Here is a 21,905-nt window from a genome sequence, read left to right on the forward strand (position 1 = left end):
CAGCTATAACTACCAGCAGCCTATGCAAGTTGATAAAGTTACCTTACACGATCTGTCTGTATTTCATTCAGAGGAATATCAATCGGTTTTTCACCATGTTAACTTAACCCTTACCAATGGAGGCCGAGAATACTTGCGTTATTTACTAGCCCACCCACTAGACAGTGTTAAAGCCATAGAACAAACCCAATTGACTATTCAACAGTTGGGTAATATAGTAGATCAATACCCCATCAGCCCTTCTAATGGAACCGTATTGGTAATGGAAAAATTTTACGAGTCTCCCATTAATAATTATCCGTCCGATATAGGAGTAGTTAATGCGTACATCTATAAATTATTTAACATTGCTGATTATTCCTTATCCAAGTTTACGGTTGAACATGCGCTTGATTTTGTACAAGGGATGGATAAAATTTCGCAGTTAATCCGTTTTGAAAACGGATCTGTTTGGCTTAATCAAACTGCCGAGCGCATTCAACAATTGCTGAACAAGGAAACGGTGCAAGAAATGATTCAGGCAAATAAGAAAAGCCTATTTCCTGTAACTATTCTAAAGTTTGCACAGTTTTTAAGAACCCGATATAAAAATGCTACCGAAGAACTGATTGAGATTCACAGCAAGTTAGATGCCTATTTAAGTTTGGCTAAAGCTGCTCAAAAATTTCATTTTACCTATCCAACTGTTGTTGAAACCAATGAGCCCTGTATTGAAGCAGAAGGCTTGTACCATTTTTTACTGGAATTACCTGTTGCATATGAAGTGCAACTGAATCAGTCTGCTAATTTTATTTTCTTAACTGGGGCCAATATGGCGGGTAAAAGTACTTTTATTAAAGCAGCAGGATTGGCTGCTTATATGGCGCATATTGGCATGGGAGTGCCTGCAAAAAAAATGAAAATCAGTAGACTAGATGGAATTCTGAGCAATATTCAGGTGACCGACAATATCATGAAGGGTGAAAGTTTTTTCTTCAATGAAGTTCAACGAATAAAAAAAACCATCGAAAGAATTAGTGATGGTAAAAAATGGTTGATTTTAATAGACGAATTATTTAAAGGAACCAACCAAGAAGATGCAATAAAATGCAGCACGGTTGTTATTGAGGGTTTGCGAAAATTACCCAATGCATTGTTCATACTATCCACGCATTTATACGAAATAGGGAATAAACTACAACACCACCCCAATATTCAGTTTCGCTATTTTGAAACGGAAGTAAACAACGAACAATTGGTGTTTAGCTATCAATTAAAGAAAGGTATTAGTAATGATCGTCTTGGTTACCTTATTTTAAAAAGAGAAGGGGTGGTATCAATGTTAGAAAATTTATAGTACCTTGACTATAAATTAATACAGCATGAAATTCCTTGTAAGATTTGTAGGCATTTCAATGATTATAGTTGCCCTATACAATATATGGGTTGTTATTGATGTGCCACCTACTTATCAAGTATTAGCCACCAGTGCTGTTGAAGCAAATAGTATTGTAAGTGCAGGTGTTGATTCGGGCAAAGGAAATTTGTTGGGTATTCAACCTGTATTAAAGCCAATTCATTACGCTAATAAAGTTACCCTAAGAGATAATTTACGCAGCTACATGCAAGCTGCTCGAGCTAGAGGCTTAATTACCCCTAAAACTATTGTGGTATTCCCTGAATACATTGGTAGTTGGTTGGTTGCCATGGAGCAGAAAAGCAGTGTTTATGAAAAATCGAATTTAACCGATGCAATGACTGCGGTGATTACCGCCAACTTATTCAAGTTTTTGGTTGCATACGTTACTGTTCCTGATGGAGTTACAGAAAAAGACAAGTATGCTGCATTTGCCATGAAAGCCAAACAGATTGCGGAAACTTATGATGAAATTTTTAGTGAATTGGCTGCTGAGTTTAAAGTAACCATTGTTGCTGGTTCTATTGTGTTACCTGAGCCTTCCATTAATGAAATGGGTAAACTTAAAATTGAAAGAGGTAAATTATACAATACCAGTGTGGTATACAATCCGGAAGGAAAAATACAAGGTCCATTGGTAAAGAAAATATTTCCAATAAACGAAGAAGCTGGTTTTACTGCTAGTGGCGATGTTGCACAAGTACCTGTTTTCAATACCCCATCTGGGAAATTAGCCGTATTAATTTGTGCGGATAGCTGGTATCCTGCTGCTTACGCTAAATTAGGTACTGATGTTAACATGATTGCTGTTCCTTCTTTGGGTGCAGTTGATTCTGTATGGAATGCTCCTTGGAATGGCTATAATGGATTTAAAGCGCCCAATGATGTAGACACTACCGATTACAAAAAAATAACCGAAGGAGAAGCTTGGCAAAAATATTCGATGGGGCCCAGATCGGTGAATGCAGGCATTGCTTATGGTATGAATGTATTTTTTACTGGAAATATGTGGGGCAAGCAAGCAGAAGGAAGAGTAATTATTTTAGATAAAAACGATTTATCCGTTTTACCTCCAACTACCACTTCTGGTAGAATCGTTAATCAGTGGCTACAATAATTTTATGCAGTACGACGCCATTGTGGTAGGTGCTGGTTATGCAGGATTAGCTGCTGGCTTGGCTTTACAAAAAGCAGGAAAAAACATATTGGTAGTTGAAGCCCGCAATAGATGCGGTGGCAGAATTTTAACCGAATATTTTAGTGAACAAGATTATACCGATCTAGGCGGCCAGTGGATAGGCCCTGGGCATGAAAGAATGTATCAACTGGCCGCCGAGTTTGGCGTTGAAACTTTTCATACTTATGATAGTGGAAAAAGCACCCTGCTCTTCCACAACAAATTAAAACACTATAAAGGTTTAATACCACCCCTCCCTTTATTTGCATTATTGAGTTTAGATAGAGCGCTAAGCAAAATTAATAAGCTGGCCAAAACCATTGATCTAGCACACCCTTATCAATCTTTGCATGCAGCTAAATGGGATGCCATGAGTTTGCAAGATTGGATGAATATGCAAATGAAAAATGAAACAGCTAGAAAAATGTTTGCTGTAGCAACAGAAGCGGTTTTTGCAACAGACGCATCCAATATTTCTTTTTTACACGCACTGTTTTACATTAAGAGCAATACCAATTTTGATTTCTTAATGAATGTAGACAAGGGCGCACAACAAGATCGAATTAAAGGAGGAGCACAAAGTATTTGTATTAAAATGGCAGCAGCTTTGGGAGATTCAATTCAGTACGAGAAAGTAGTCACGCATATTCATCAAGACGAGCAGGGCGTAATGGTTAGTGGGGATGGGTTTAGTTTTAAAGCCGACCAATGCATTGTTGCAATACCCCCAGCGGTATCCACTGAAATCAATTATACACCAGCCGTTCCTGAAACACAATGGCAATTGATGAGAGCCAGTTTTATGGGCACCGTGGTAAAATGCTATGCTGTGTATCCGAGCCCATTTTGGAGAAAGCAATTTAAAAATGGATTGGTAGCGGCACCCGATGAATTAACCAGTTTGGTATTTGATAATTCCCCATTCAATGGAAGCAAAGGTATTTTGATGGGCTTTAGTTTAGCAGAAAAAGCGAAGCAGCTGATGCAGCATGATCAGGCAACCAGAAAAGAAATAGTGAAAGCAGGTTTTATAAAAATGTTTGGACCAGAAGCTGCCAATATAGAATACTATACCGATAAAAGTTTTACCGAAGAATCATTTACAAAAGGATGTTATGCAGGCATGTTTCCACCGGGCATACTCACCCAATTACAAACTTCTTTAACCACACCATTCCATCGCATCCATTGGGCCGGCACAGAAACCAGCATTCAATTTAATGGCTATATGGAAGGCGCAGTAAGAAGTGGGGAGCGAGCGGCGAGAGAAATCATTTAATATCAGTTCCAATCTTTTTTGTTGTATTCTTAGTACCCCACCCCTCTTTATCCAAACATCTATAACCAACTGCTTCTGACAAATGATTTTCATTGATTTGTTCGCTGCCTGCCATATCTGCAATGGTTCTGCTCACTTTTAAAATTCGGTCGTATGCCCTTGCGCTCAGATTATGGTGTTTCATTGCATTGGCTAATAAATTGGTACTGGCTTGGTCAATGGTACAATGCTTTCGCAATTGCTTGGTAGTCATTTGTGCATTGGTATATATGCCTGATTTTCCTTGGTAGCGTTCTGTTTGTATGGCTCTTGCTTTGATTACTCTTTCGCGAATGGCCGACGAATCTTCTTCTTTTGTATTCGATGTCATTGTATCAAATTCAACCGCACCTACTTCTATATGCAAATCAATCCGATCCAATAAAGGACCAGATACTTTATTTAGATAACGATTTACTTGTCCCACTTCACAAGTGCATTCTTTATTGCTATGACCATAATATCCGCAAGGACAGGGATTCATAGAAGCTACCAACATAAAGTTGGCTGGAAATTCTTGCGATACCCTTGTTCGGGCAATGCTAATGGTGCGTTCTTCCAATGGTTGTCTTAATACTTCTAATACCGATCGGTTAAACTCGGGCAGCTCATCTAAAAAAAGTACACCATGGTGTGCCAAGGAAATCTCGCCCGGCTGCGGGTTTGATCCACCCCCTACCATGGCAATATGAGATAGGGTATGATGAGGCGAACGAAATGGCCGTTGACTAATTAGTGCAGCATTGTTTTGCAGCTTGCCTGCCACACTGTAAATTTTGGTAGTCTCTAACGCTTCTGATAAACTCAAGGGTGGTAATATAGTAGGCAATCTTTTGGCCAACATGGTCTTGCCTGCGCCTGGTGGGCCAATTAAAATAATATTGTGACCACCTGCTGCAGCTACTTCCATTGCTCGCTTAATGGTGGGTTGTCCATTTACTTCATTAAAGTCGGTATTGTATAAAAATTGTTCATGAAAAAAATAATCGCGGGTGTCTATGGTTTGTTGTTGCAATGCACGTTCATCCGAAAAAAAATCTACCAGTTCTCTCAGTGTACGCACGCCATATACTTCTAACTGATTTACCATGCTGGCTTCTTGGGCATTTACCTTAGGCACAATCAACCCCCTGAAGCCTTCTTTGCGTGCTTGTATGGCAATGGGCAATGCACCTTTAATACCATTGACCGCTCCATCCAAACTCAATTCTCCCATAACCACAAAGTCTTTTAGTTTTTCTGCATGGTCTAACTGTTCGCTTGCACCTAATATTCCCAATGCAATGGGCAAGTCTAATGCAGAACCCGATTTACGAATATCTGCTGGGGCAAGGTTTACAATCACTTTGGTGCGCGGCATATGAAAGCCCATATTCTTAATGGCACTTTCGGTTCTATGTAAACTTTCTCTTACGGCACTATCGGGCAAACCCACTACCGCATAGCCCTGGCCCATACTCACATTCACTTCTATACTAATGGTGATGGCATCTACGCCTTGTACTGCACTCCCAAATGCTTTAACAAACATAGTGTTGGTTTAATTACACAAAATGAGCAATTGAGCTGGTATAATTGTTCGTGTTTATACCTAACTTTCGCCCATGAAAAAACGGTGGCTGTTATTTATTTTATTGATAGCAATGGTGCAAGCAAATGCACAGTGGAAACCTTTTCGCTTTGCGTTTATCTCAGACACTCATATTGGTTCTCCAAACGGAAGTGCTGAAGAAGATTTACGCAGAACAGTGGCAGATATTAATAGCATGAATGATATTGCTTTTGTAGTGCTCACTGGAGACATTACCGAATTAGGAACGGATGCAGAAATAAAATTGGCCAAAGAAATTTTAGCTGAATTAAAAGTACCCTATTATATCATTGCTGGTAATCATGATACGGGTTGGAGTGAAAGTGGTGGAGTTAGTTTTGGTAAAATTTTTGGATACGATAAATTCAGTTTTAATTTTAATGGTATTCAATTTATAGGTTGTGCTTCGGGGCCTTATGTAAGAATGAGTGATGGTCATATACCGCGTGATGCAGTGAATTGGTTAGACCTTGAATTAAAAAAATTGAACCCTTCTCAACCGGTTGTTTTTTTAAATCATTATCCATTAGATAAAGATTTAGACAATTGGTATGAAGCAGTAGACCGTTTAAAAAATCACCGCACTTTAGCCGTATTAAATGGACATTGGCATACCAATAGAAGATTGGATTATGAGGAATTACCTGCAGTAGTAGGCAGGTCTAATCTCAGAGCCAAAGCGGCTTTTGGCGGATACAATTTAGTAGATGTACGATTAGACTCTATGATTTTTGCAGAACGTACACCTGGCATTGAAACCAAAAAAGCTTGGACAGGAATTGACTTAGCCAAGAAAGATTATAGCCACAATAAACAATTTTATCGTCCTGATTATTCCATGAACGATAGCTTTCCTTCGGTTAAAGCACGTTGGGTATATGCTTCCGATGCGAATGTTATTTCAACACCCGCTGTTAGTTCTAACTTAGTCATTTTTGGAAATAGCTTAGGAAGCATTGATGGCATTTCAAAAACAGATGGAAAAAAGAAATGGTCTTATAAAACCAAGGGCGCTATTTATTCTAGCCCTGCCATTGTACAAAATAAAGTGGTGGTGGCATCTGGAGATGGCAGCATTTATTGTTTGAATGTAAACAACGGAAAATTAATCTGGCAATTCAAAGCAGATGCTGCGGTATTGGGTTCTCCGTTAATTCATGACAACAAGGTTTATATAGGTGGAAGTGATCATCATTTCAGGTGCATCGACCTTGCCACGGGTAAACAGCGTTGGAGTTTTGGTGAGTTGGATGGACCAGTGGTAAGTACGCCAGTTTTCAGCAATGGTAAAATTATTTTTGGTTCTTGGGATAGGCACTTGTATGCATTAGATGCTTATACAGGAAGCCTTTCATGGAAATGGAACAATGGTTCAATGGTACGCAATTTTGCACCCGCTTCTTGTATACCAGTAGTGCAAGATGATATTGTATACATTGTTGCACCAGATCGTTTTTTAACTGCCATCGATTTAAACAATGGTACTACTTTATGGAGAACCAAGGAAGTAAGTGTACGAGAATCAATTGGTATTTCTGCTGATGGTAAATGGCTGTATTGCAAAACCATGTCAGATGGGTTTGCCGTTTTTCCTACAGGAAGAAATGCCCAAACGCTTGCTTGGAAAAAAGATTTTGGCTTTGGATATGAGCATGTACCCAATATGCCCATAGAAAAAAATGGTAAAGTCTATTTTGGCACCAAGAATGGCATTGTGTATTGTGTAGACCCTTACACGCGTGAAAAATTATGGCGCTATAGAATTGATAACTCTATGGTGAACACAATTAATGCAAGCAATGCGAATGAATTGGTGGCAGCCACCATGGATGGTAAAATAATATTACTCGACCTAAAATATTAATACTGCCCCGTATTCAACATCACTAGTGTGCATGCTTCTATTGTGGCTATACCATTGGTTTTGGCAAGTTCTTCCAATTCATCATTTTCTGTACCGGGATTAAAAATAATTCGCTTCGGATGCAAGGAAAGAATATAATCGTAATACGCTTTTTGAGCAGTTGGGTTTAAGTATAAAGTAACGGTGTCAACTGCATTAACTACAGGTGGTGCTGTTTCTATTTGAACCCCTGCAACCACCGCGGCTTTCCTTCCCACTGCTACTACTTCATGCCCAAATTTTTTCAGGCGAGTAACTGCTTCAAAACTATACCTGGCTGGGTTTTCAGAAGCACCTAGAACTACTGTTTTTTTCATTATTCGTTCTCCTTAATCAAAGTCTTGTGCGATGCATCGCAATAAGGTTTGTTCTTAGATAATCCACATCCACAAAGGGATACTTTTTCTTTTACATCCACCGTACCATCTGGCTTATGAATATAAGATTTAGAAGTTATTACAATGGGGCCCAATGGCTTAATTAAAATATCTACGCCGTCTTTTACAATTGGTTGTTCTTGTTCCATGCAATGAAGATACGAATGCTTTATTTGATGGTATAACGTATTCCTAAAAAACCTCGAATACCCTGATTGGGTGCAAACATATAAGTAGGATCAAAGCTGAGCGCATACGGATTGTCTGCAGTTGCACGAACCTGTCCATTGGGCTGAAACTGCACATTTTTATCAAATGGATCATTGGCCCTTGCAATTAAAAATGGACTATGTTTTGTTGGTAGAAAATTCAACAAATTTTTTACGCCTCCATATAGTTCAATCCCATGCCAATAATGAAAAGTAAACTGCAAATTTTGTAAGCTATACCAAGGGGAGTAAGGCTGCCGTGGATCGAGTGGTCCTAACAAAGGCAAGCGCATAGGGCTGTAAACATTGCCGGTATAATCGATGTCTAAATGAATAGAAGGAATGCGATAAGACAAAGACCAAGTACCAGAAAAACGCTCTGTTAAAATTTGTTGTTCTTTCAATCCATTGTTGTGTAATGCCACATCCATATAAGTTGCACCAATATTTAATTTAATGCCATTGTTTAATGCAATATCTGCATTGGCAGATACCCCTTTACTAATGGCATGCCCATTTAAATTGGAATAGATAATTTGATTGGGATCGGTTTCAAAATCACCTACAATTCTATTATTGAAATACGTGTAGAACGCTGTAAAATCAAGGGTTGTAGCTGCAGTTCCCTTTCCATATATTTTATGGATATAATTCAAATTAATATTAAATGATTGCTCCGGTTTTAGCTGTTCAGTTAATGTTACTTTTCTTGCACCAGATAGTGCAGCATGGTCTTCGGTAAATAAATTAACTACTCTGAATCCAGTTCCCATATTGAGTCGTAAGAACTGTTGATTATTGATGGTGTATTTATATGCAATCCTTGGAGTAAAAATATTTCCATGCACCGAATTGTAATCGTAACGAAGCCCTACCAACAATTTGTGTTGCTCGTTAAAACTAATTTCATCTTGGGCAAAAATACCCGGTAAAATAACGCGTTGTGGCTGGGTTCCCATTTTTGAGCGATCGGTTGATCCTGTTGCAGGCGTATTATCGTTGTAATAAGTATAACGCATTGCAGCACCCAATAAGAAATCGTGTTTGCTAATTGTTTTATCCCATACCATTTGTGCAAAGCCTACTTGTTGTTTACCTATATAAGAAGTATTCCCATACATGCTGTTTTGGTGATGGTGGTTCAGCGAAAAAGCAAGGCTTATTTTTTCGGTAATGGGTAATTGATAATTGCCTAATAGTTCAACACGATTGGTATAGATGCTTTCTCCATACACCGCGTCTGTTCCCCTAAAACCCTTGTTCCAATTCATTTCTCCACCCCAACGATCTTCGTAAAAATATCGGGCAGCCAAATTTAGCGTTCTGTTTTGCTTTTGTTGTATAGACCATTTTTGAAAAATAGACACCCTGTTTTGCAAAGTCAAATCGGTAAATCCATCTTTATTGTTATCGATGGGATTGCTGTAATTAAAATAATTAATGCCTGTTAATACAGTGGCTTTGCTCCCCACTTGGCTAGTAAAACCTAAATCGGTATTGAGTTCACCCCAAGTGGTTGCCATCATATCTGCAGCAAGATGAGGGGCAGTTCCTGTTTTCTTAGTGATCACATTAATTAATCCACCAATGGCTTCACTTCCATACAAGGTAGAAGCAGGTCCTTTTACAATTTCAATTCTTTCTACCATGGAGGCTGGTATACCCGATAAACCATATACAGTAGATAAACTACTTACGATGGGCATACCATCTATTAACACCATGGTATAAGCACCCGGCAGTCCATTGATTCGGATTTCGCCTGTATTACAAATATTGCAATTGCTTTGTGGTCTAACGCCATTCACATGAAGCAACCCTTCAAAAATATGGAATGCCGGATTCTTCTTTAAAAAAGCAGCAGAATACACTTCAACCGGAACAGGGCTTTCTACTCTTTTAACTTCTTTCAGCGTACCAGTCACCACTACTTCAGCCAACTCAGCTTGCATGGGCTTGAGCAAGCGAGATGTATCTGCAGGTAGTTGAGAAAAAGCCTTGATGCTATTGCCCAAAACCAATGAAAAAGCCAATATGATTGCTGAAAATTTCATCTTTCTGGAGGTAAAAGTATAAATGTTAGACTAGCCTAACAAATTTTATTTGCATTTTCACTTATTTTTAGGGCATGCAAGTACTTTCTTACACAGAGGAGAATTACCTAAAAGGGATTTTTAAGTTGACTATTGAACTAGACGATAAAGCAGAAGCAGGCACCAATGAAATTGCCAATCACCTGGGCATTAAACCTGCATCAGCCAACGATATGCTGAAGAAATTGAAAGACAAAAAACTCATTCAATATGAGCGATATGGTAAGTCTTCTTTAACTAAAGAGGGTAAAAAAAGAGCTATTGAGATTGTAAGAAAGCACCGATTATGGGAAACTTTTTTACACGAGAAATTAGCATTTAACTGGGACGAAGTGCATGAAGTAGCAGAACAATTAGAACATATTCAAAGTAAAAAATTGATTGACAAATTGGATCAATTCTTAAACTATCCGTCTACAGATCCACATGGCGACCCTATTCCCAATGCAAAAGGAGAATGGCCTGCGACAAAAAAAGCATAGCCAAATGAAATTCATTGTTCAGTATTAATAGTCTATTTCTAACCGAAGTTTATCTCGAAGCTCTCTTACTAATGGATACTGTTCGGCAATGCGTTCAAATTTTTGCTTGCTGTTTAATCGCATATGCAAGGGCACGTCTTCCTTTTCCCCTTCTTCTACTAAGATGGTAAAATTAATTGCCCTATTATTGAACTGTGTTTGCAATTGATCTAACAATACCATTTTTTCACTCTCAATAAATTTTTGCGCAGTAACTGCCGAAACGCGAACGGTGAAATGAATATCACTTTCTATTTCTAAGCTGGCAATTCTAAATGTTCCAACCGCAGAATGTTTTAGCTGTTGTTCTAGTTGAACAATATAAGCATCCCAAAAAGCACGAAGGCTTTCCTGGGTTAATGGCATGGCTTCTTTTACTTCTTCTATTTGATAATTACTTCCCGCTTTTTCTTTGAGTGCTTCTAACAAAGATTTCTTAGGTCCAGTTTTAATAGTGCCAGTTGGGGCAGCTGCTGGCGATTTTATTTGTGCTGGTACTGAATTGTCCAGCGTTTCTTTCACAAATAATTTCGCACCAGTTGTATTACTTATTGCACCAGTTACGGTATTTTTTGCAGCAGGCGGAGCTGGTGGTGCCAGCGGTTGAATCATTTTTGTTTTAAAAGCGATGGGACCGTCAATTCGTTTTTTTTTAACTACTGCTCCTTTATCACTGGAGAGTTCAATAGCTTGTTGCAAAAAGCTCAGTTTAATGAGTGAGAGCTCTACGTGCAAGCGCTTGTTGCGCGCCATTTTATAATTGACTTCGGTATCGTTTAATATATTCAATGCACTTACCAAATAGCTTAATGTAGTTTGCTGTGCAACTTGCAGATACTTCTGTTGCATGCCTTCTACCACTTCTAATAATGCAGCCGACTTAGGGTCTTTGCATACCAATAGATTGCGAATAAATTCTGCAAATCCATTCAGTACCAAATCACCTTCAAATCCTTTTCGGTTAATTTGATCAAACAGCAACATAGCTCCTGCCATATCCTGTTTTTGCATGCACTCTAGTAATTGGAAAAAATAATCTTCATCTAAAATATTTAAATGCTCCAGCGTATTTTGATAAGTAACCGTTCCATTGGTAAAGCTGACAATCTTATCTAAAATACTCAGCGAATCTCGCATACAGCCTTCACTCTTTTGAGCAATTACTTGTAAGGCTGCTTTCTCTGCATTAATCTGTTCCTTGTCTACAATTTCTTGTAAATGTTCAACCGTATCGTTATTGGTAATTCTTTTGAAATCAAAAATTTGACACCTACTTAAAATAGTTGGCAATATTTTATGTTTCTCTGTTGTTGCTAAAATAAAAATGGCATAAGGTGGTGGCTCTTCCAATGTTTTCAAAAATGCATTGAATGCACTTGAACTGAGCATATGAACCTCATCTACTATATATACTTTGTATTTTCCAGCTTGCGGTGCAAAACGAACTTGTTCTACTAAAGCACGAATATCATCCACCGAGTTATTGCTGGCCGCATCCAACTCATGAATATTCATAGAAGTACCTGCATCGAATGAAACACAACTATTACAAGTATTACAAGCTTCGCCCTCTGCTGTTTGATTGGTACAGTTAATGGTTTTAGCCAAGATACGAGCACAAGTAGTTTTACCTACTCCTCTTGGTCCGCAAAATAAAAATGCATGCGCCAATTGGTTATTGCGAATGGCATTCTTTAGTGTAGTGGTAATATGTTGCTGCCCCACTACTGTATTAAAGTTTTGGGGACGATACTTACGTGCTGATACTATAAAATTATCCATAGAAATTGCTGCAATATAACTTATTTATAATCCATCTCGGGATGCCTTTCAAAAGGATATTTTTCAGTGAATATATAACGGAAAGTAACCATTCTTCTACTCTGCGTTCCACCTAAGCTTTTGTAAATATTCACCATTTTAGGGTTCCAATCTCCTGCCCAGCCCATTTCGTATTGCTCATACCAGCCCTTGCCCTGCAAATGCAAACCAGCTGCATAAATCAAATAACTATCTACCCCCAAAGCCTGGTATTTAGGCACTACCCCAAAAGCCAACCCAGTTAAACGCTTATTGGTCCCCCTCCATTTCATCCACAACAACTGCAATTTTTGGTAGAGTCCAAACTGCCCATTAAAATATTTGAAATATTGGTTTAGGTCGGGAATATTAATGAACATAGCAATGGGCTCTTCTTTATAATAAGCAAACCAAACCACTCGCTCATCCATAATGGGCTTCATTTTATTAAAAAGCTTCATTACCTGTTCTTTGGTAATTTCTTTGGCCTCCCCATGTTGTGCCCATGCTGCATTGTAAACAATTGCAAAATCCCCTGCATATTTATTTAATTCACTCAGCTTTACATGCTTGGCTGAATAATCGGGCTTTGCATTAAATTTTGCGTACCGTTCTGGAAATTTCTCTGGCAATGGATCGTCTACATTCATGTAATAATAATACTGATTGTAGTAGTTTTTAAATCCATAGCCTTCAAACAGCCCTTCATAATAAGTTGGATTAAAAGACATTCCATACATTGGCTCCTTATCAAACCCTTCTACCATTAAACCCCACCATTTATCGCGATCCCCAAAATTGATAGGACCATCCATGGCTTCTATTCCACTTTCAATCAACCACGCTTTGGCAGTATCAAACAATAAATTAGCAGTAGCTTGGTCGTTGATGCAATCAAAAAATCCAACTCCGCCTGTTTTATATTCCGTTCCCTTGTTAATGTATTTGTCGTTGGTAAAAGCAGCAATTCTGCCAACCAACTCTCCGCTTTCTGCATAAGCAACCCAACGTTTGGCTTGCCCCCATTTAAAATTTTTATTCTTAGTATGATCAAACACTTCATTTACTTCATTGTCTAAAGCACGGATATAACAAGGATTACCTGCATTCATGATTGCATTTACTGCTAAAAAATCCTTAATCAGTTCTGCATCGTTTACTTCTACTATTTGCATATCCTTCTCTTTAGTTTTGAAATAATTTTTGCGCCATTTTTTGATCGTGCTGATAAATATCTCTTCTAAAATGCAACTCGCCCGATTGATCTACCCATGCAGTAAAATAAACAAGAAAAACCGGTAATTTCTTTTTTAAAGTAACCCATTTCTCTTTCTCTAAATACATCAAGCTATCAATGGCAGCGCTGGTGTATTTAGGTTGATCACGCAATAAAAACTCAGCAAACTTTTTAGGTTCTGCTATACGAATACAGCCATGACTCAATCCTCTATTGGTTTGTGTAAATAAATTCCGGTTGGGCGTATCGTGCAAATAAATACTGAAGTTATTCGGGAACAAAAACTTTACTCTACCCAATGCATTATTGGCACCCGGCTTTTGACGAATCTGTGGGAGCCCTCCACTGTATTGGGTAATTTCCATATTGTGCTTGGCAATATAACTAGGGTTTCTTCGTATAGCGGGTAGTATTTCATTACGTACAATACTTTCCGGAACATTCCAATAAGGACTGAAAACAATGTATTGCAAATTGCCGTTAAAAATGACTGTGTTGTTTGCAGAAGATCCCACAATCACATTCATTTGCAAAGCAACTTTACCCTGCTCAAAAACGCGCAGTCTAAATTCTGGAATATTTACTAAAACAAATGTACTGTCTTGTTGCGGAGGCATCCATCTTGCCCTTTCCATATTAATCAGCAACTGTTCTACTCGTTTTCCTAGGGGAATATTTAAATCGGCTATTACTTTATTTCCAATAACCCCATCTACATCAATCCCATGCCGTTCCTGAAATTTTTTAATAGCCAATACCATAGTGGTATCATAAATATTATTATTACTTAGTTGATCCCCTTGTAAAAAAATCAACCGCTTTTTAATGCGTCCAATTAACTCAGAACTGTCTCCGCTTCTCAAAGATTTTTTAATATTTGGCAAAGAATCAAGCACTTCCTTTTTTTGCATATCTAATAAACGGTACAACCATTGCTCCATTCTAGGATATTGTAAACTAATTGGCGCATAGTTGATGGGCGTGTTAGACTTCTTTTCAATAACAGAATCTAGAAGCGCGTGAAGATTTACTTTTTTCCTTGGGATATACCAACCTAAATCTGCTAGATTAATATTTGCCCCTTTGTAAACCTTGGCCGCATATTTAAAAAACTGTGCAGTAAAGAGCAGCTCAGTATTTAATACATCTTTGTTTTCTTTAATTGCATTCGCTGGCTTATTTGCATAAACTGTATACAATTGTTGAAATTGTTTATTAAAAAGACTGCTATCGGATAACCTTGTTATATGATCGTTTTGCAAATTATAAAAATGATGCGCTTGTTCAGATAAGCCAGTAGAATCAAACCATGCATATTCAAAATTTCGATCGGTATAAAAGTCAACAAACTGCTGCTCAAATTCTTTCACCCAACTATTTGATGAAATAAATTGAACCAAAGAAACACTATCTAAAAAAAGAGGATTATAAGATGTAGCAATGGTAATAGTACTATCTCTTACTACTTTTTTCTTTGCCGAACCCGAATTACAAGCAAAAGAAAGAAAAACCAAAAAGCCCAAAAAACATACCAACTGATTACGCATGCTGCTAAGGTACAAATTGTAGTAGGATTATCTATGCTGTAAAAGCACTGCCGCTGCAATTCCAGCAGTTTCGGTTCTAAGGCGAGTGTTTCCTAAGCTAATCATGGTAGCCCCCGCTTTAGCAGCCATTTCAATTTCGCTGGGGGTAAAATCGCCCTCAGGACCAATCAACAACAAATTATTTACAGAACTTCCAATTGACTGTATCGTTTTCTTTTCTCCCTGTTCGCAATGTGCCAAAAGTAATTGACCATTCAAAGGTTGCTGAATTAAGGTTTTAAATGCTATAGGGTCATGTAAAACAGGCTTGAAACTTTGTTGACTCTGCAACATGGCCGAAACCAAGATATGTTCCCAACGCTCTTTTTTAAAGTGGGTTCTTTCTGTTCTTTCAGTAATTAATGGATAAAAAGCATTGATGCCAATTTCGGTGGCTTTCTCTAAGAACCATTCCATTCGAGCAGCGTTTTTTACAAAAGAAATAGCAATGCTGTTTTGGGTTTTGGGTGAAGGCTTTTGTTCAAATGAAGACAACTGCACAACGGTCTTTTTTTTATCTGCAGCAACTATTTGTGCCATACAGTTTAAACCAAGTCCGTTGGTTAAAGCAATAAATTCACTTTCTTTCATGCGCAAGACCATACTGCAATGTTTACTCGACTCTGCTGAAAGCGTAAATAAACCGGGCGTTGCAGTTAACTGAGCTTCGTAAAAAAATGGAATTGACATAGGGTATTTGCTAGAAAGGTTGATCGTTGTCTATGCCTTCATCAAACTGACCTTGGTTCATTTTACTTCCTTTTTGTATAAAGAAAGCAGTTTCCCCATTTCCTTGAGAAGCAGATGATGGCGTTACAGCTTTCCAATTACTTGGCCCCATTTCCGCATCCATGTCTTCGAATTTTTGAATGTCTAATCTTGCACGCAACTTAATGGTTTCTAAAGAACCATTTCTATGCTTGGCAATACGAATATGGGTTTCGCCATTATTTGCTTCACCCATTTCGTTGGTCATATTTTCATAGTATTCCGGACGATAAATAAACATCACCATATCGGCATCTTGCTCAATAGCACCTGATTCTCTCAAGTCACTCAATTGAGGCATTTTACTTTCCTTTCTGGTTTCCACCGCACGGCTTAACTGGCTCAGTGCAATGATGGGAACTTTCAATTCTTTAGCTAAAGATTTTAAGTTACGAGAGATATTACTGATTTCTTGTTCGCGGTTACCTCCTCTATCGTTGCTACCACTCATTAATTGCAGATAGTCAATTATGATGATACCCACATTGTGCTTGTTCACCATTCTACGGGCTTTCGCACGGAATTCAAAAATATTCAGTGCTGCAGTATCGTCAATATACAAAGGAGCATTTTCTAATTTTTTAATCCCCTTGCTGTGCAATTGTTGGTATTCGTAGTCTTCTAATTTTCCACGACTAATTTTTTCCATTTTAATTTCACTCTCCGCACTTAAAATACGCTGCACCAATTGAGCAGCACTCATTTCAAGAGAGAAGAAGCCCACTCCAATAGGTTTAGTTGGATGCAAAGCCGCATTACGAGCGAGGTTCAGGGCAAAAGCGGTTTTACCCACAGAAGGACGTGCCGCTAAAATAATTAAATCGGTAGACTGCCAACCATACGTAACTCTATCTAGTGAAGCAAATCCACTAGGCACCCCAGAAATTTCATCTGTTTTGGTTCTCAGTTCATCAATACGCGTAATGGCTTCAATTAAAACCCCACCAATGTCTTCAAAGTTTTTCTTTAAATAATTGTTGGTGATATTGAACATCTTGGTTTCTGATTCATCCAATAAATCAAAAACATCGGTACCCTCTTCGTAAGCATCTCCAATAATTTCACCACTAATTTTAATCAACTCACGCTGAATAAACTTTTGCAAAACTATACGAGCATGTGCATCTATATTGGCAGTAGAAACTACGGAGTTGGTAAGCTTAGTAACAAAATATGGCCCTCCAATCAAATCTAATTTTTCCTGCATTTTTAATTCTTCCACTACAGTCAAAATATCAATTGGTATTGATTTTTGTTGTAGGCTTTGCATAGCCAAGAAAATATATTGGTGCGCATCTACATAAAAACACTCTGGCTTAATAATTTCCGAAACGGTATCAAAAGCACTTTTCTCTAACATTAACGCACCCAAAATTGCTTCCTCCAATTCCTTTGCTTGAGGAGGCACTTTTCCATACACCATGGTGCTCAAATCTATTGCTGGTTTCCTTCTTTTTCTGTCTTTATTTAAACTTGTAATCTCCATGCTCAATTTTGCTTAATCTTTTAAAAACGCCGAATGATTCCTCACAACCTGTGTTACCGAATTGTTAACAGCTGAGTAAGGGGGAGCGAATATAATGGTATGGAATTGGTACTGGAAATTTTTTTGGGCTCTATTTATTCCACAGCTAATTCCCCGCTTATCCACAGTAATTACCCGCCTATTCACACAAAGTACTAAGCTTATCCCCCATTTGCAAAAGTTTTCCTCTATTATTTGGAGAAATTAACATTATCTGGTTAACAAAGAAAATTCGAAAAAATAGGGCTGGTCTCAAGGGAATGAATTAAGTATAAAAGTAGTTGGCCAAAACTTAGTCTAACTTTAATAGAGATTCAAATCTTACCAAAATATCCAACCATGAAACAGCAGCACCATTACGATACCGTTAGCGAAGCTTTAAATGACCTAGCAAAACGAGGCTTTTCGCATGACTTCAACATTCATGAAGAATCTGATTGTTTAATATGTAAAAGTACAATGACCCAGCTATCTCCTGATGAATTTGAAATTGTAGAAACCTATCGCTTTGAAGGAGATACCGACCCTGCAGATGAAATGATTGTATTTGCCATTTCTGCTATGAAGTATAACTTAAAAGGAACACTAATAAATGCCTATGGTATATATGCAGATGCAAATACTTCTAAAGTTGTAGAAAAACTTACGGACCACACAAAAGATTTATTTTGAAAATAAATACAAAACAAAAAATCATTGTAATAGGCGGTGGTTTTGCTGGTGTACAATTGATTAAAAACCTAGATGAACAATTATTTGATATTTTATTGATTGATAAAATTAATCATCATCAATTTCAACCACTTTTTTATCAGGTTGCTGCATCACAGCTAGAACCAGCAAGTATTTCGTTTCCGCTAAGAAATATTTTTAAGTACAAAAAAAACCTCCAGATTCGGTTAGCAGAACTACTTTCAGTTAATGCTTTTGAAAATAAAATTGACACATCAATAGGATCATTCAATTATGATGTTTTGGTAATTGCGGTTGGTTGTACCACTAATTTTTTTGGAAATGAAGTAATTAAGCAAAACAGTTTTACATTAAAAACCACCAACGATGCCATTGCCATCCGGAATCATATTCTACAAACATTCGAAGACATTATTTCAGCGGAAGAAAACGACAAAGAAGCTTTATTGAATTTAACCATTGTAGGTGCAGGACCCACAGGAGTAGAATTGGCCGGGGCTTTTGCAGAAATCAAGAAAAATATTTTACCCAAAGATTATCCGGGAATCAATTTTACCCAATTCAATATCAATTTAATAGAAGGCAGTAAGGATACTTTAAATAGTATGAGTGACTTAGCCAAAAGCACTTCTAGGAAATATTTAGAAGAAATGGGCGTGCATATAATGTCGGAAACTTTTGTCAAAAATTATGATGGCAACACTATTGAATTAAGCAATGGGAATAGCTTAAAATCTAAGACCGTTATTTGGGCGGCAGGGGTGATAGGCAATGCTGTAAACGGACTTGACAGCAATGCTAAAAAACAAGGAAACAGAATTGCAGTTAACAGAACCAACTTAGTTGAAGGTTGTCTAACTATTTATGCAATTGGAGATATTGCTTTAATGGAGACTCCCAAGTACCCAAAGGGACATCCGCAATTAGCCAATGTAGCAATTAATCAAGCGAAGAACTTGGCAAAAAATCTGAAACGTCAAGCGAATAATACTACTCAAAAAGAATTTGAGTATACAGACCTCGGATCTATGGCCACCATTGGTCGGAACAAAGCAGTAGTAGATTTACCCTTTTACCATTTCAAAGGATATTTTGCCTGGTTAGTTTGGATGTTCTTACACTTGATGCTTATTCTAAGCGTAAGAAACAAACTCATCATTTTTATTAATTGGGTTTGGGCCTATTTTACTAAAGACACATCGCTTAGATTGATATTGAAACAGAAATAAACCACTTACGCCGAATACCTTAAATTCGCATTTTTAACCATCGTTGCTTTACTATGACTATCAGTTACAATTGGCTTTGTGAATATTTACCGGATGCAATAGAACCCGCTCAATTGTCTAAAATCCTTACGTCTATTGGTTTAGAAGTAGAGAGTTTAGCGCAATATGAAAAAATTAAGGGCGGATTAGCGGGCGTGGTAATAGGAGAGGTATTGACTTGTGAGCAGCACCCTAATGCTGATAAACTAAAATTGACCACCATCAATATTGGTAAAGAAGCACCATTGAAAGTAGTTTGTGGCGCAGCCAATGTTGCAGTAGAACAAAAAGTAGCTGTGGCAACGGTGGGAGCAACCATCTATCCAATGACAGGTGAACCCATGACCATGAAAGCCGCTAAGATCAGGGGCGAAGAAAGCCAGGGAATGATTTGTGCAGAAGATGAACTAGGATTGGGTTACAGCCACGATGGCATTTTGGTATTGCCCAACCACTTAACGCCAGGAACCCCTGCAGCAGCATACTTTAAACCTTATTCAGACTATATTTTTGAAATTGGGCTTACCCCTAATCGCATGGATGCCATGAGTCATTTAGGGGTTGCGCGTGATGTTGCTGCTTACTTAACGCACCATCAAAAAGAAACCCGCGTTAAACAACCATATGCCAATGGATTCAAAGCCGATAACAATGATGCACCCATAAAAGTAACTGTAGAAAACACCAATGATTGCCCAAGGTATGCGGGTGTAACTATTTCAGGTGTTACCGTTGCACCTTCCCCTGAATGGTTGGTGAATAAGCTAACAGCCATTGGCGTAAGAAGTATTAATAATATTGTAGACGTCACCAATTATATTTTACACGAAACTGGGCAACCCTTACACGCTTTCGATTTGAAGGCTGTAACTGGCAATGAAATCATCGTAAAAAATGTAGCAACAGGTACAAAATTTACTACCCTAGACGATAAAGAAAGAAGTTTACACGCAGAAGATTTGATGATTTGCAATGCCAATGAAAGCATGTGTATTGCAGGTGTTTTCGGCGGAAGCAAGAGCGGCGTAAACAATGAAACCACCGCCATCTTTTTAGAAAGTGCCTGTTTTCATTCCACTACCATTCGCAAAACTTCTATGCGCCATGGGTTAAGAACCGATGCTGCTACTCGCTTTGAGAAGGGGATTGATATTTCAAACACAGCAAATGTGCTAAAGCGTGCTGCATTGCTTATAAAAGAAGTTGCAGGCGGAACCATTTCTTGTGACCTTATAGATGTTTACCCTAACCCTAAACCAAAAACAACGGTAACCATTAAAAATCACTATCTCAAAAAGTTAAGTGGTAAGAATTATCATGCCGATAAAGTGAAGCGAATTTTAACTTCATTGGGTTTTGAAATAGCCAAAGAAGGATTAGACGAGCTAATGGTTGAAGTACCCTACAGCAAGCCAGACATCAGTATTCCAGCCGATTTAGTGGAAGAAATTTTACGCATAGATGGGTTAGACAATGTAGAAATTCCTACGATGATCAGCATCAGTCCTTCAGTAGAAAAATTGGGCATCAAAGAAAACTTAAAAGAAAAAATTGCTTATTTCTTAGTTGGTAAAGGGTACACAGAAATATTAACCAATTCAATTACGAATAGTAAATATTTTGACGAAGCGCATTCGGGCAATGTGGTTAAAATGATGAATAATTTGAGCGCAGAATTAGACGCAATGCGCCCATCTATGTTAGAGAGTGGATTAGAAACTATTGCTTATAATGTGAATAGAAGAAATACCAATTTGCAATTATTTGAATTTGGTAAAACGTATTTAGTAGACGGCGAAGGCTTTAAGGAAGAAGAACATTTTTGCATTTTTGCAACAGGCAATAGTGCAGAACAAGGTTGGAGAAACAAAACAACACCTATAGATTTTTATAGTATGAAAGGACTAGCTACTGCAGTTTTACAGTGGTGTGGACTACAACATATTTGCATGGAAGAATCAGCTGAAATAGCCGACACCGTTGTTATATACGCGAACAAGCAATTACTGGGTACATTACAAATGGTAGGCAAAAACAAATTGAATCAATTTGATTTAAAGCAGCCTGTTTATATGCTTGATCTTCCATTTGCCAATTTGGTAAAAGCGGTACAGAAAATAAAAGTGGTATACAAAGAAGTCAATAAGTTTCCAGCTGTACAACGAGACTTAGCATTGGTGGTAAACAAACAAACCCGATTTGAGCAAATTGAAAAAGCGGTGCAAGGGCTTAAAATAAACAAGCTTCAACAGATGAATTTGTTTGATGTGTTCGAAAGTGATAAACTCGGTGCCGATAAAAAATCAATGGCTGTTAATTTCACTTTTTCAGACGATACCAAAACATTGACCGATCATGAAATTGATGCAATGATGAATAAATTGATCAAATGTTTTGAAAAGGAAATTAATGCTGAAATCAGAAAATAACGTCTAATTTTTGA

General features: G+C 37.9%; 17 protein-coding genes. 8 read left to right on the forward strand and 9 right to left on the reverse strand.

Features of this window, described 5'->3' with window-relative positions; all coding sequences use genetic code 11:
• The first annotated feature begins 22 nt into the window (after window positions 1–22).
• Genes Q8S25_RS00905 through Q8S25_RS00915 form a run of 3 tightly spaced genes read left to right on the forward strand, consistent with a single transcriptional unit; the run spans window position 23 to window position 3,852 of the window.
• Window positions 23–1,336, forward strand: coding sequence for a DNA mismatch repair protein MutS (locus Q8S25_RS00905; protein WP_305533948.1), 1,314 nt, complete (start codon window positions 23–25; stop codon window positions 1,334–1,336).
• A 25-nt stretch (window positions 1,337–1,361) separates the two neighbouring features.
• On the forward strand, window positions 1,362–2,513 hold the full coding sequence (locus tag Q8S25_RS00910; RefSeq protein ID WP_305533950.1) for a carbon-nitrogen hydrolase family protein: 1,152 nt from the start codon (window positions 1,362–1,364) through the stop codon (window positions 2,511–2,513).
• A 4-nt stretch (window positions 2,514–2,517) separates the two neighbouring features.
• Window positions 2,518–3,852, forward strand: a complete 1,335-nt coding sequence (locus Q8S25_RS00915) for an FAD-dependent oxidoreductase (RefSeq protein ID WP_305533952.1) — start codon at window positions 2,518–2,520, stop codon at window positions 3,850–3,852.
• Here the strand turns inward: Q8S25_RS00915 and Q8S25_RS00920 are convergent.
• Complete coding sequence (locus Q8S25_RS00920; RefSeq protein WP_305533954.1) at window positions 3,845–5,422, reverse strand: YifB family Mg chelatase-like AAA ATPase; 1,578 nt, start codon at window positions 5,420–5,422, stop codon at window positions 3,845–3,847. The two genes, Q8S25_RS00915 and Q8S25_RS00920, sit on opposite strands and share 8 nt — an antisense overlap.
• A 73-nt stretch (window positions 5,423–5,495) precedes the next feature.
• Between Q8S25_RS00920 and Q8S25_RS00925 the strand changes: the two genes are divergently transcribed.
• Window positions 5,496–7,346 (forward strand): PQQ-binding-like beta-propeller repeat protein, encoded by a 1,851-nt coding sequence (locus Q8S25_RS00925; RefSeq protein ID WP_305533956.1) that lies wholly within the window; start codon window positions 5,496–5,498, stop codon window positions 7,344–7,346.
• On the opposite strand, the gene Q8S25_RS00930 is transcribed toward Q8S25_RS00925, so the two are convergent.
• The 3 genes from Q8S25_RS00930 to Q8S25_RS00940 are packed head-to-tail and all read right to left on the reverse strand — an operon-like array spanning window position 7,343 to window position 10,025.
• Window positions 7,343–7,702, reverse strand: coding sequence for a CoA-binding protein (locus Q8S25_RS00930; protein ID WP_305533958.1), 360 nt, complete (start codon window positions 7,700–7,702; stop codon window positions 7,343–7,345). The genes Q8S25_RS00925 and Q8S25_RS00930 overlap by 4 nt on opposite strands.
• A complete protein-coding gene (locus Q8S25_RS00935) occupies window positions 7,702–7,911 on the reverse strand; it encodes a CDGSH iron-sulfur domain-containing protein (RefSeq protein ID WP_305533960.1) in 210 nt (69 codons plus the stop codon). The genes Q8S25_RS00930 and Q8S25_RS00935 overlap by 1 nt, the downstream gene beginning before the upstream one ends.
• Before the next feature lie 20 nt (window positions 7,912–7,931).
• Complete coding sequence (locus Q8S25_RS00940; protein WP_305533962.1) at window positions 7,932–10,025, reverse strand: TonB-dependent siderophore receptor; 2,094 nt, start codon at window positions 10,023–10,025, stop codon at window positions 7,932–7,934.
• Between the two features lie 74 nt (window positions 10,026–10,099).
• Between Q8S25_RS00940 and Q8S25_RS00945 the strand changes: the two genes are divergently transcribed.
• Entirely contained in the window at window positions 10,100–10,546 is a 447-nt protein-coding gene (locus Q8S25_RS00945; protein WP_305533964.1) for a metal-dependent transcriptional regulator, read from the forward strand.
• A gap of 24 nt (window positions 10,547–10,570) precedes the next feature.
• On the opposite strand, the gene Q8S25_RS00950 is transcribed toward Q8S25_RS00945, so the two are convergent.
• Genes Q8S25_RS00950 through dnaB form a run of 5 tightly spaced genes read right to left on the reverse strand, consistent with a single transcriptional unit; the run spans window position 10,571 to window position 17,462 of the window.
• Window positions 10,571–12,367: a DNA polymerase III subunit gamma/tau gene (locus Q8S25_RS00950; protein WP_305533966.1), complete on the reverse strand. Its 1,797-nt coding sequence runs from the start codon at window positions 12,365–12,367 to the stop codon at window positions 10,571–10,573.
• Window positions 12,368–12,387: 20 nt separating this feature from the next.
• Entirely contained in the window at window positions 12,388–13,560 is a 1,173-nt protein-coding gene (locus Q8S25_RS00955) for a hypothetical protein (protein ID WP_305533968.1), read from the reverse strand.
• A gap of 10 nt (window positions 13,561–13,570) precedes the next feature.
• Complete coding sequence (locus Q8S25_RS00960; protein WP_305533970.1) at window positions 13,571–15,169, reverse strand: murein L,D-transpeptidase; 1,599 nt, start codon at window positions 15,167–15,169, stop codon at window positions 13,571–13,573.
• Between the two features lie 27 nt (window positions 15,170–15,196).
• Window positions 15,197–15,898: a 16S rRNA (uracil(1498)-N(3))-methyltransferase gene (locus tag Q8S25_RS00965; RefSeq protein WP_305533972.1), complete on the reverse strand. Its 702-nt coding sequence runs from the start codon at window positions 15,896–15,898 to the stop codon at window positions 15,197–15,199.
• 10 nt (window positions 15,899–15,908) lie between these two features.
• A complete protein-coding gene (dnaB, locus tag Q8S25_RS00970; protein WP_305533974.1) occupies window positions 15,909–17,462 on the reverse strand; it encodes a replicative DNA helicase in 1,554 nt (517 codons plus the stop codon).
• 378 nt (window positions 17,463–17,840) lie between these two features.
• Between dnaB and Q8S25_RS00975 the strand changes: the two genes are divergently transcribed.
• Genes Q8S25_RS00975 through pheT form a run of 3 tightly spaced genes read left to right on the forward strand, consistent with a single transcriptional unit; the run spans window position 17,841 to window position 21,891 of the window.
• Window positions 17,841–18,173, forward strand: coding sequence for a phosphoribosylpyrophosphate synthetase (locus tag Q8S25_RS00975; protein ID WP_305533976.1), 333 nt, complete (start codon window positions 17,841–17,843; stop codon window positions 18,171–18,173).
• Window positions 18,170–19,423, forward strand: coding sequence for an NAD(P)/FAD-dependent oxidoreductase (locus Q8S25_RS00980; protein ID WP_305533978.1), 1,254 nt, complete (start codon window positions 18,170–18,172; stop codon window positions 19,421–19,423). The genes Q8S25_RS00975 and Q8S25_RS00980 overlap by 4 nt, the downstream gene beginning before the upstream one ends.
• A gap of 53 nt (window positions 19,424–19,476) precedes the next feature.
• Window positions 19,477–21,891 carry a phenylalanine--tRNA ligase subunit beta gene (gene pheT / locus Q8S25_RS00985; protein ID WP_305533980.1) on the forward strand — a complete coding sequence of 805 codons (2,415 nt, stop codon included), beginning with the start codon at window positions 19,477–19,479 and terminating at the stop codon, window positions 21,889–21,891.
• The last annotated feature ends 14 nt before the right edge of the window (window positions 21,892–21,905 follow it).

The organism is Sediminibacterium sp. (assembly GCF_030695065.1).
Lineage (GTDB): Bacteria > Bacteroidota > Bacteroidia > Chitinophagales > Chitinophagaceae > Sediminibacterium.

Coding starts and splice junctions, on each gene's coding strand:
- Q8S25_RS00950 (WP_305533966.1), bottom strand. CDS start 12,367: ATGGATAATTTTATAGTATCAGCACGTAAGTATCGTCCCCAAAACTTT.
- pheT (WP_305533980.1), top strand. CDS start 19,477: ATGACTATCAGTTACAATTGGCTTTGTGAATATTTACCGGATGCAATA.
- Q8S25_RS00920 (WP_305533954.1), bottom strand. CDS start 5,422: ATGTTTGTTAAAGCATTTGGGAGTGCAGTACAAGGCGTAGATGCCATC.
- Q8S25_RS00960 (WP_305533970.1), bottom strand. CDS start 15,169: ATGCGTAATCAGTTGGTATGTTTTTTGGGCTTTTTGGTTTTTCTTTCT.
- Q8S25_RS00965 (WP_305533972.1), bottom strand. CDS start 15,898: ATGTCAATTCCATTTTTTTACGAAGCTCAGTTAACTGCAACGCCCGGT.
- Q8S25_RS00905 (WP_305533948.1), top strand. CDS start 23: ATGCAAGTTGATAAAGTTACCTTACACGATCTGTCTGTATTTCATTCA.
- Q8S25_RS00925 (WP_305533956.1), top strand. CDS start 5,496: ATGAAAAAACGGTGGCTGTTATTTATTTTATTGATAGCAATGGTGCAA.
- Q8S25_RS00955 (WP_305533968.1), bottom strand. CDS start 13,560: ATGCAAATAGTAGAAGTAAACGATGCAGAACTGATTAAGGATTTTTTA.
- Q8S25_RS00945 (WP_305533964.1), top strand. CDS start 10,100: ATGCAAGTACTTTCTTACACAGAGGAGAATTACCTAAAAGGGATTTTT.
- Q8S25_RS00910 (WP_305533950.1), top strand. CDS start 1,362: ATGAAATTCCTTGTAAGATTTGTAGGCATTTCAATGATTATAGTTGCC.
- dnaB (WP_305533974.1), bottom strand. CDS start 17,462: ATGGAGATTACAAGTTTAAATAAAGACAGAAAAAGAAGGAAACCAGCA.
- Q8S25_RS00940 (WP_305533962.1), bottom strand. CDS start 10,025: ATGAAATTTTCAGCAATCATATTGGCTTTTTCATTGGTTTTGGGCAAT.
- Q8S25_RS00915 (WP_305533952.1), top strand. CDS start 2,518: ATGCAGTACGACGCCATTGTGGTAGGTGCTGGTTATGCAGGATTAGCT.
- Q8S25_RS00930 (WP_305533958.1), bottom strand. CDS start 7,702: ATGAAAAAAACAGTAGTTCTAGGTGCTTCTGAAAACCCAGCCAGGTAT.
- Q8S25_RS00935 (WP_305533960.1), bottom strand. CDS start 7,911: ATGGAACAAGAACAACCAATTGTAAAAGACGGCGTAGATATTTTAATT.
- Q8S25_RS00975 (WP_305533976.1), top strand. CDS start 17,841: ATGAAACAGCAGCACCATTACGATACCGTTAGCGAAGCTTTAAATGAC.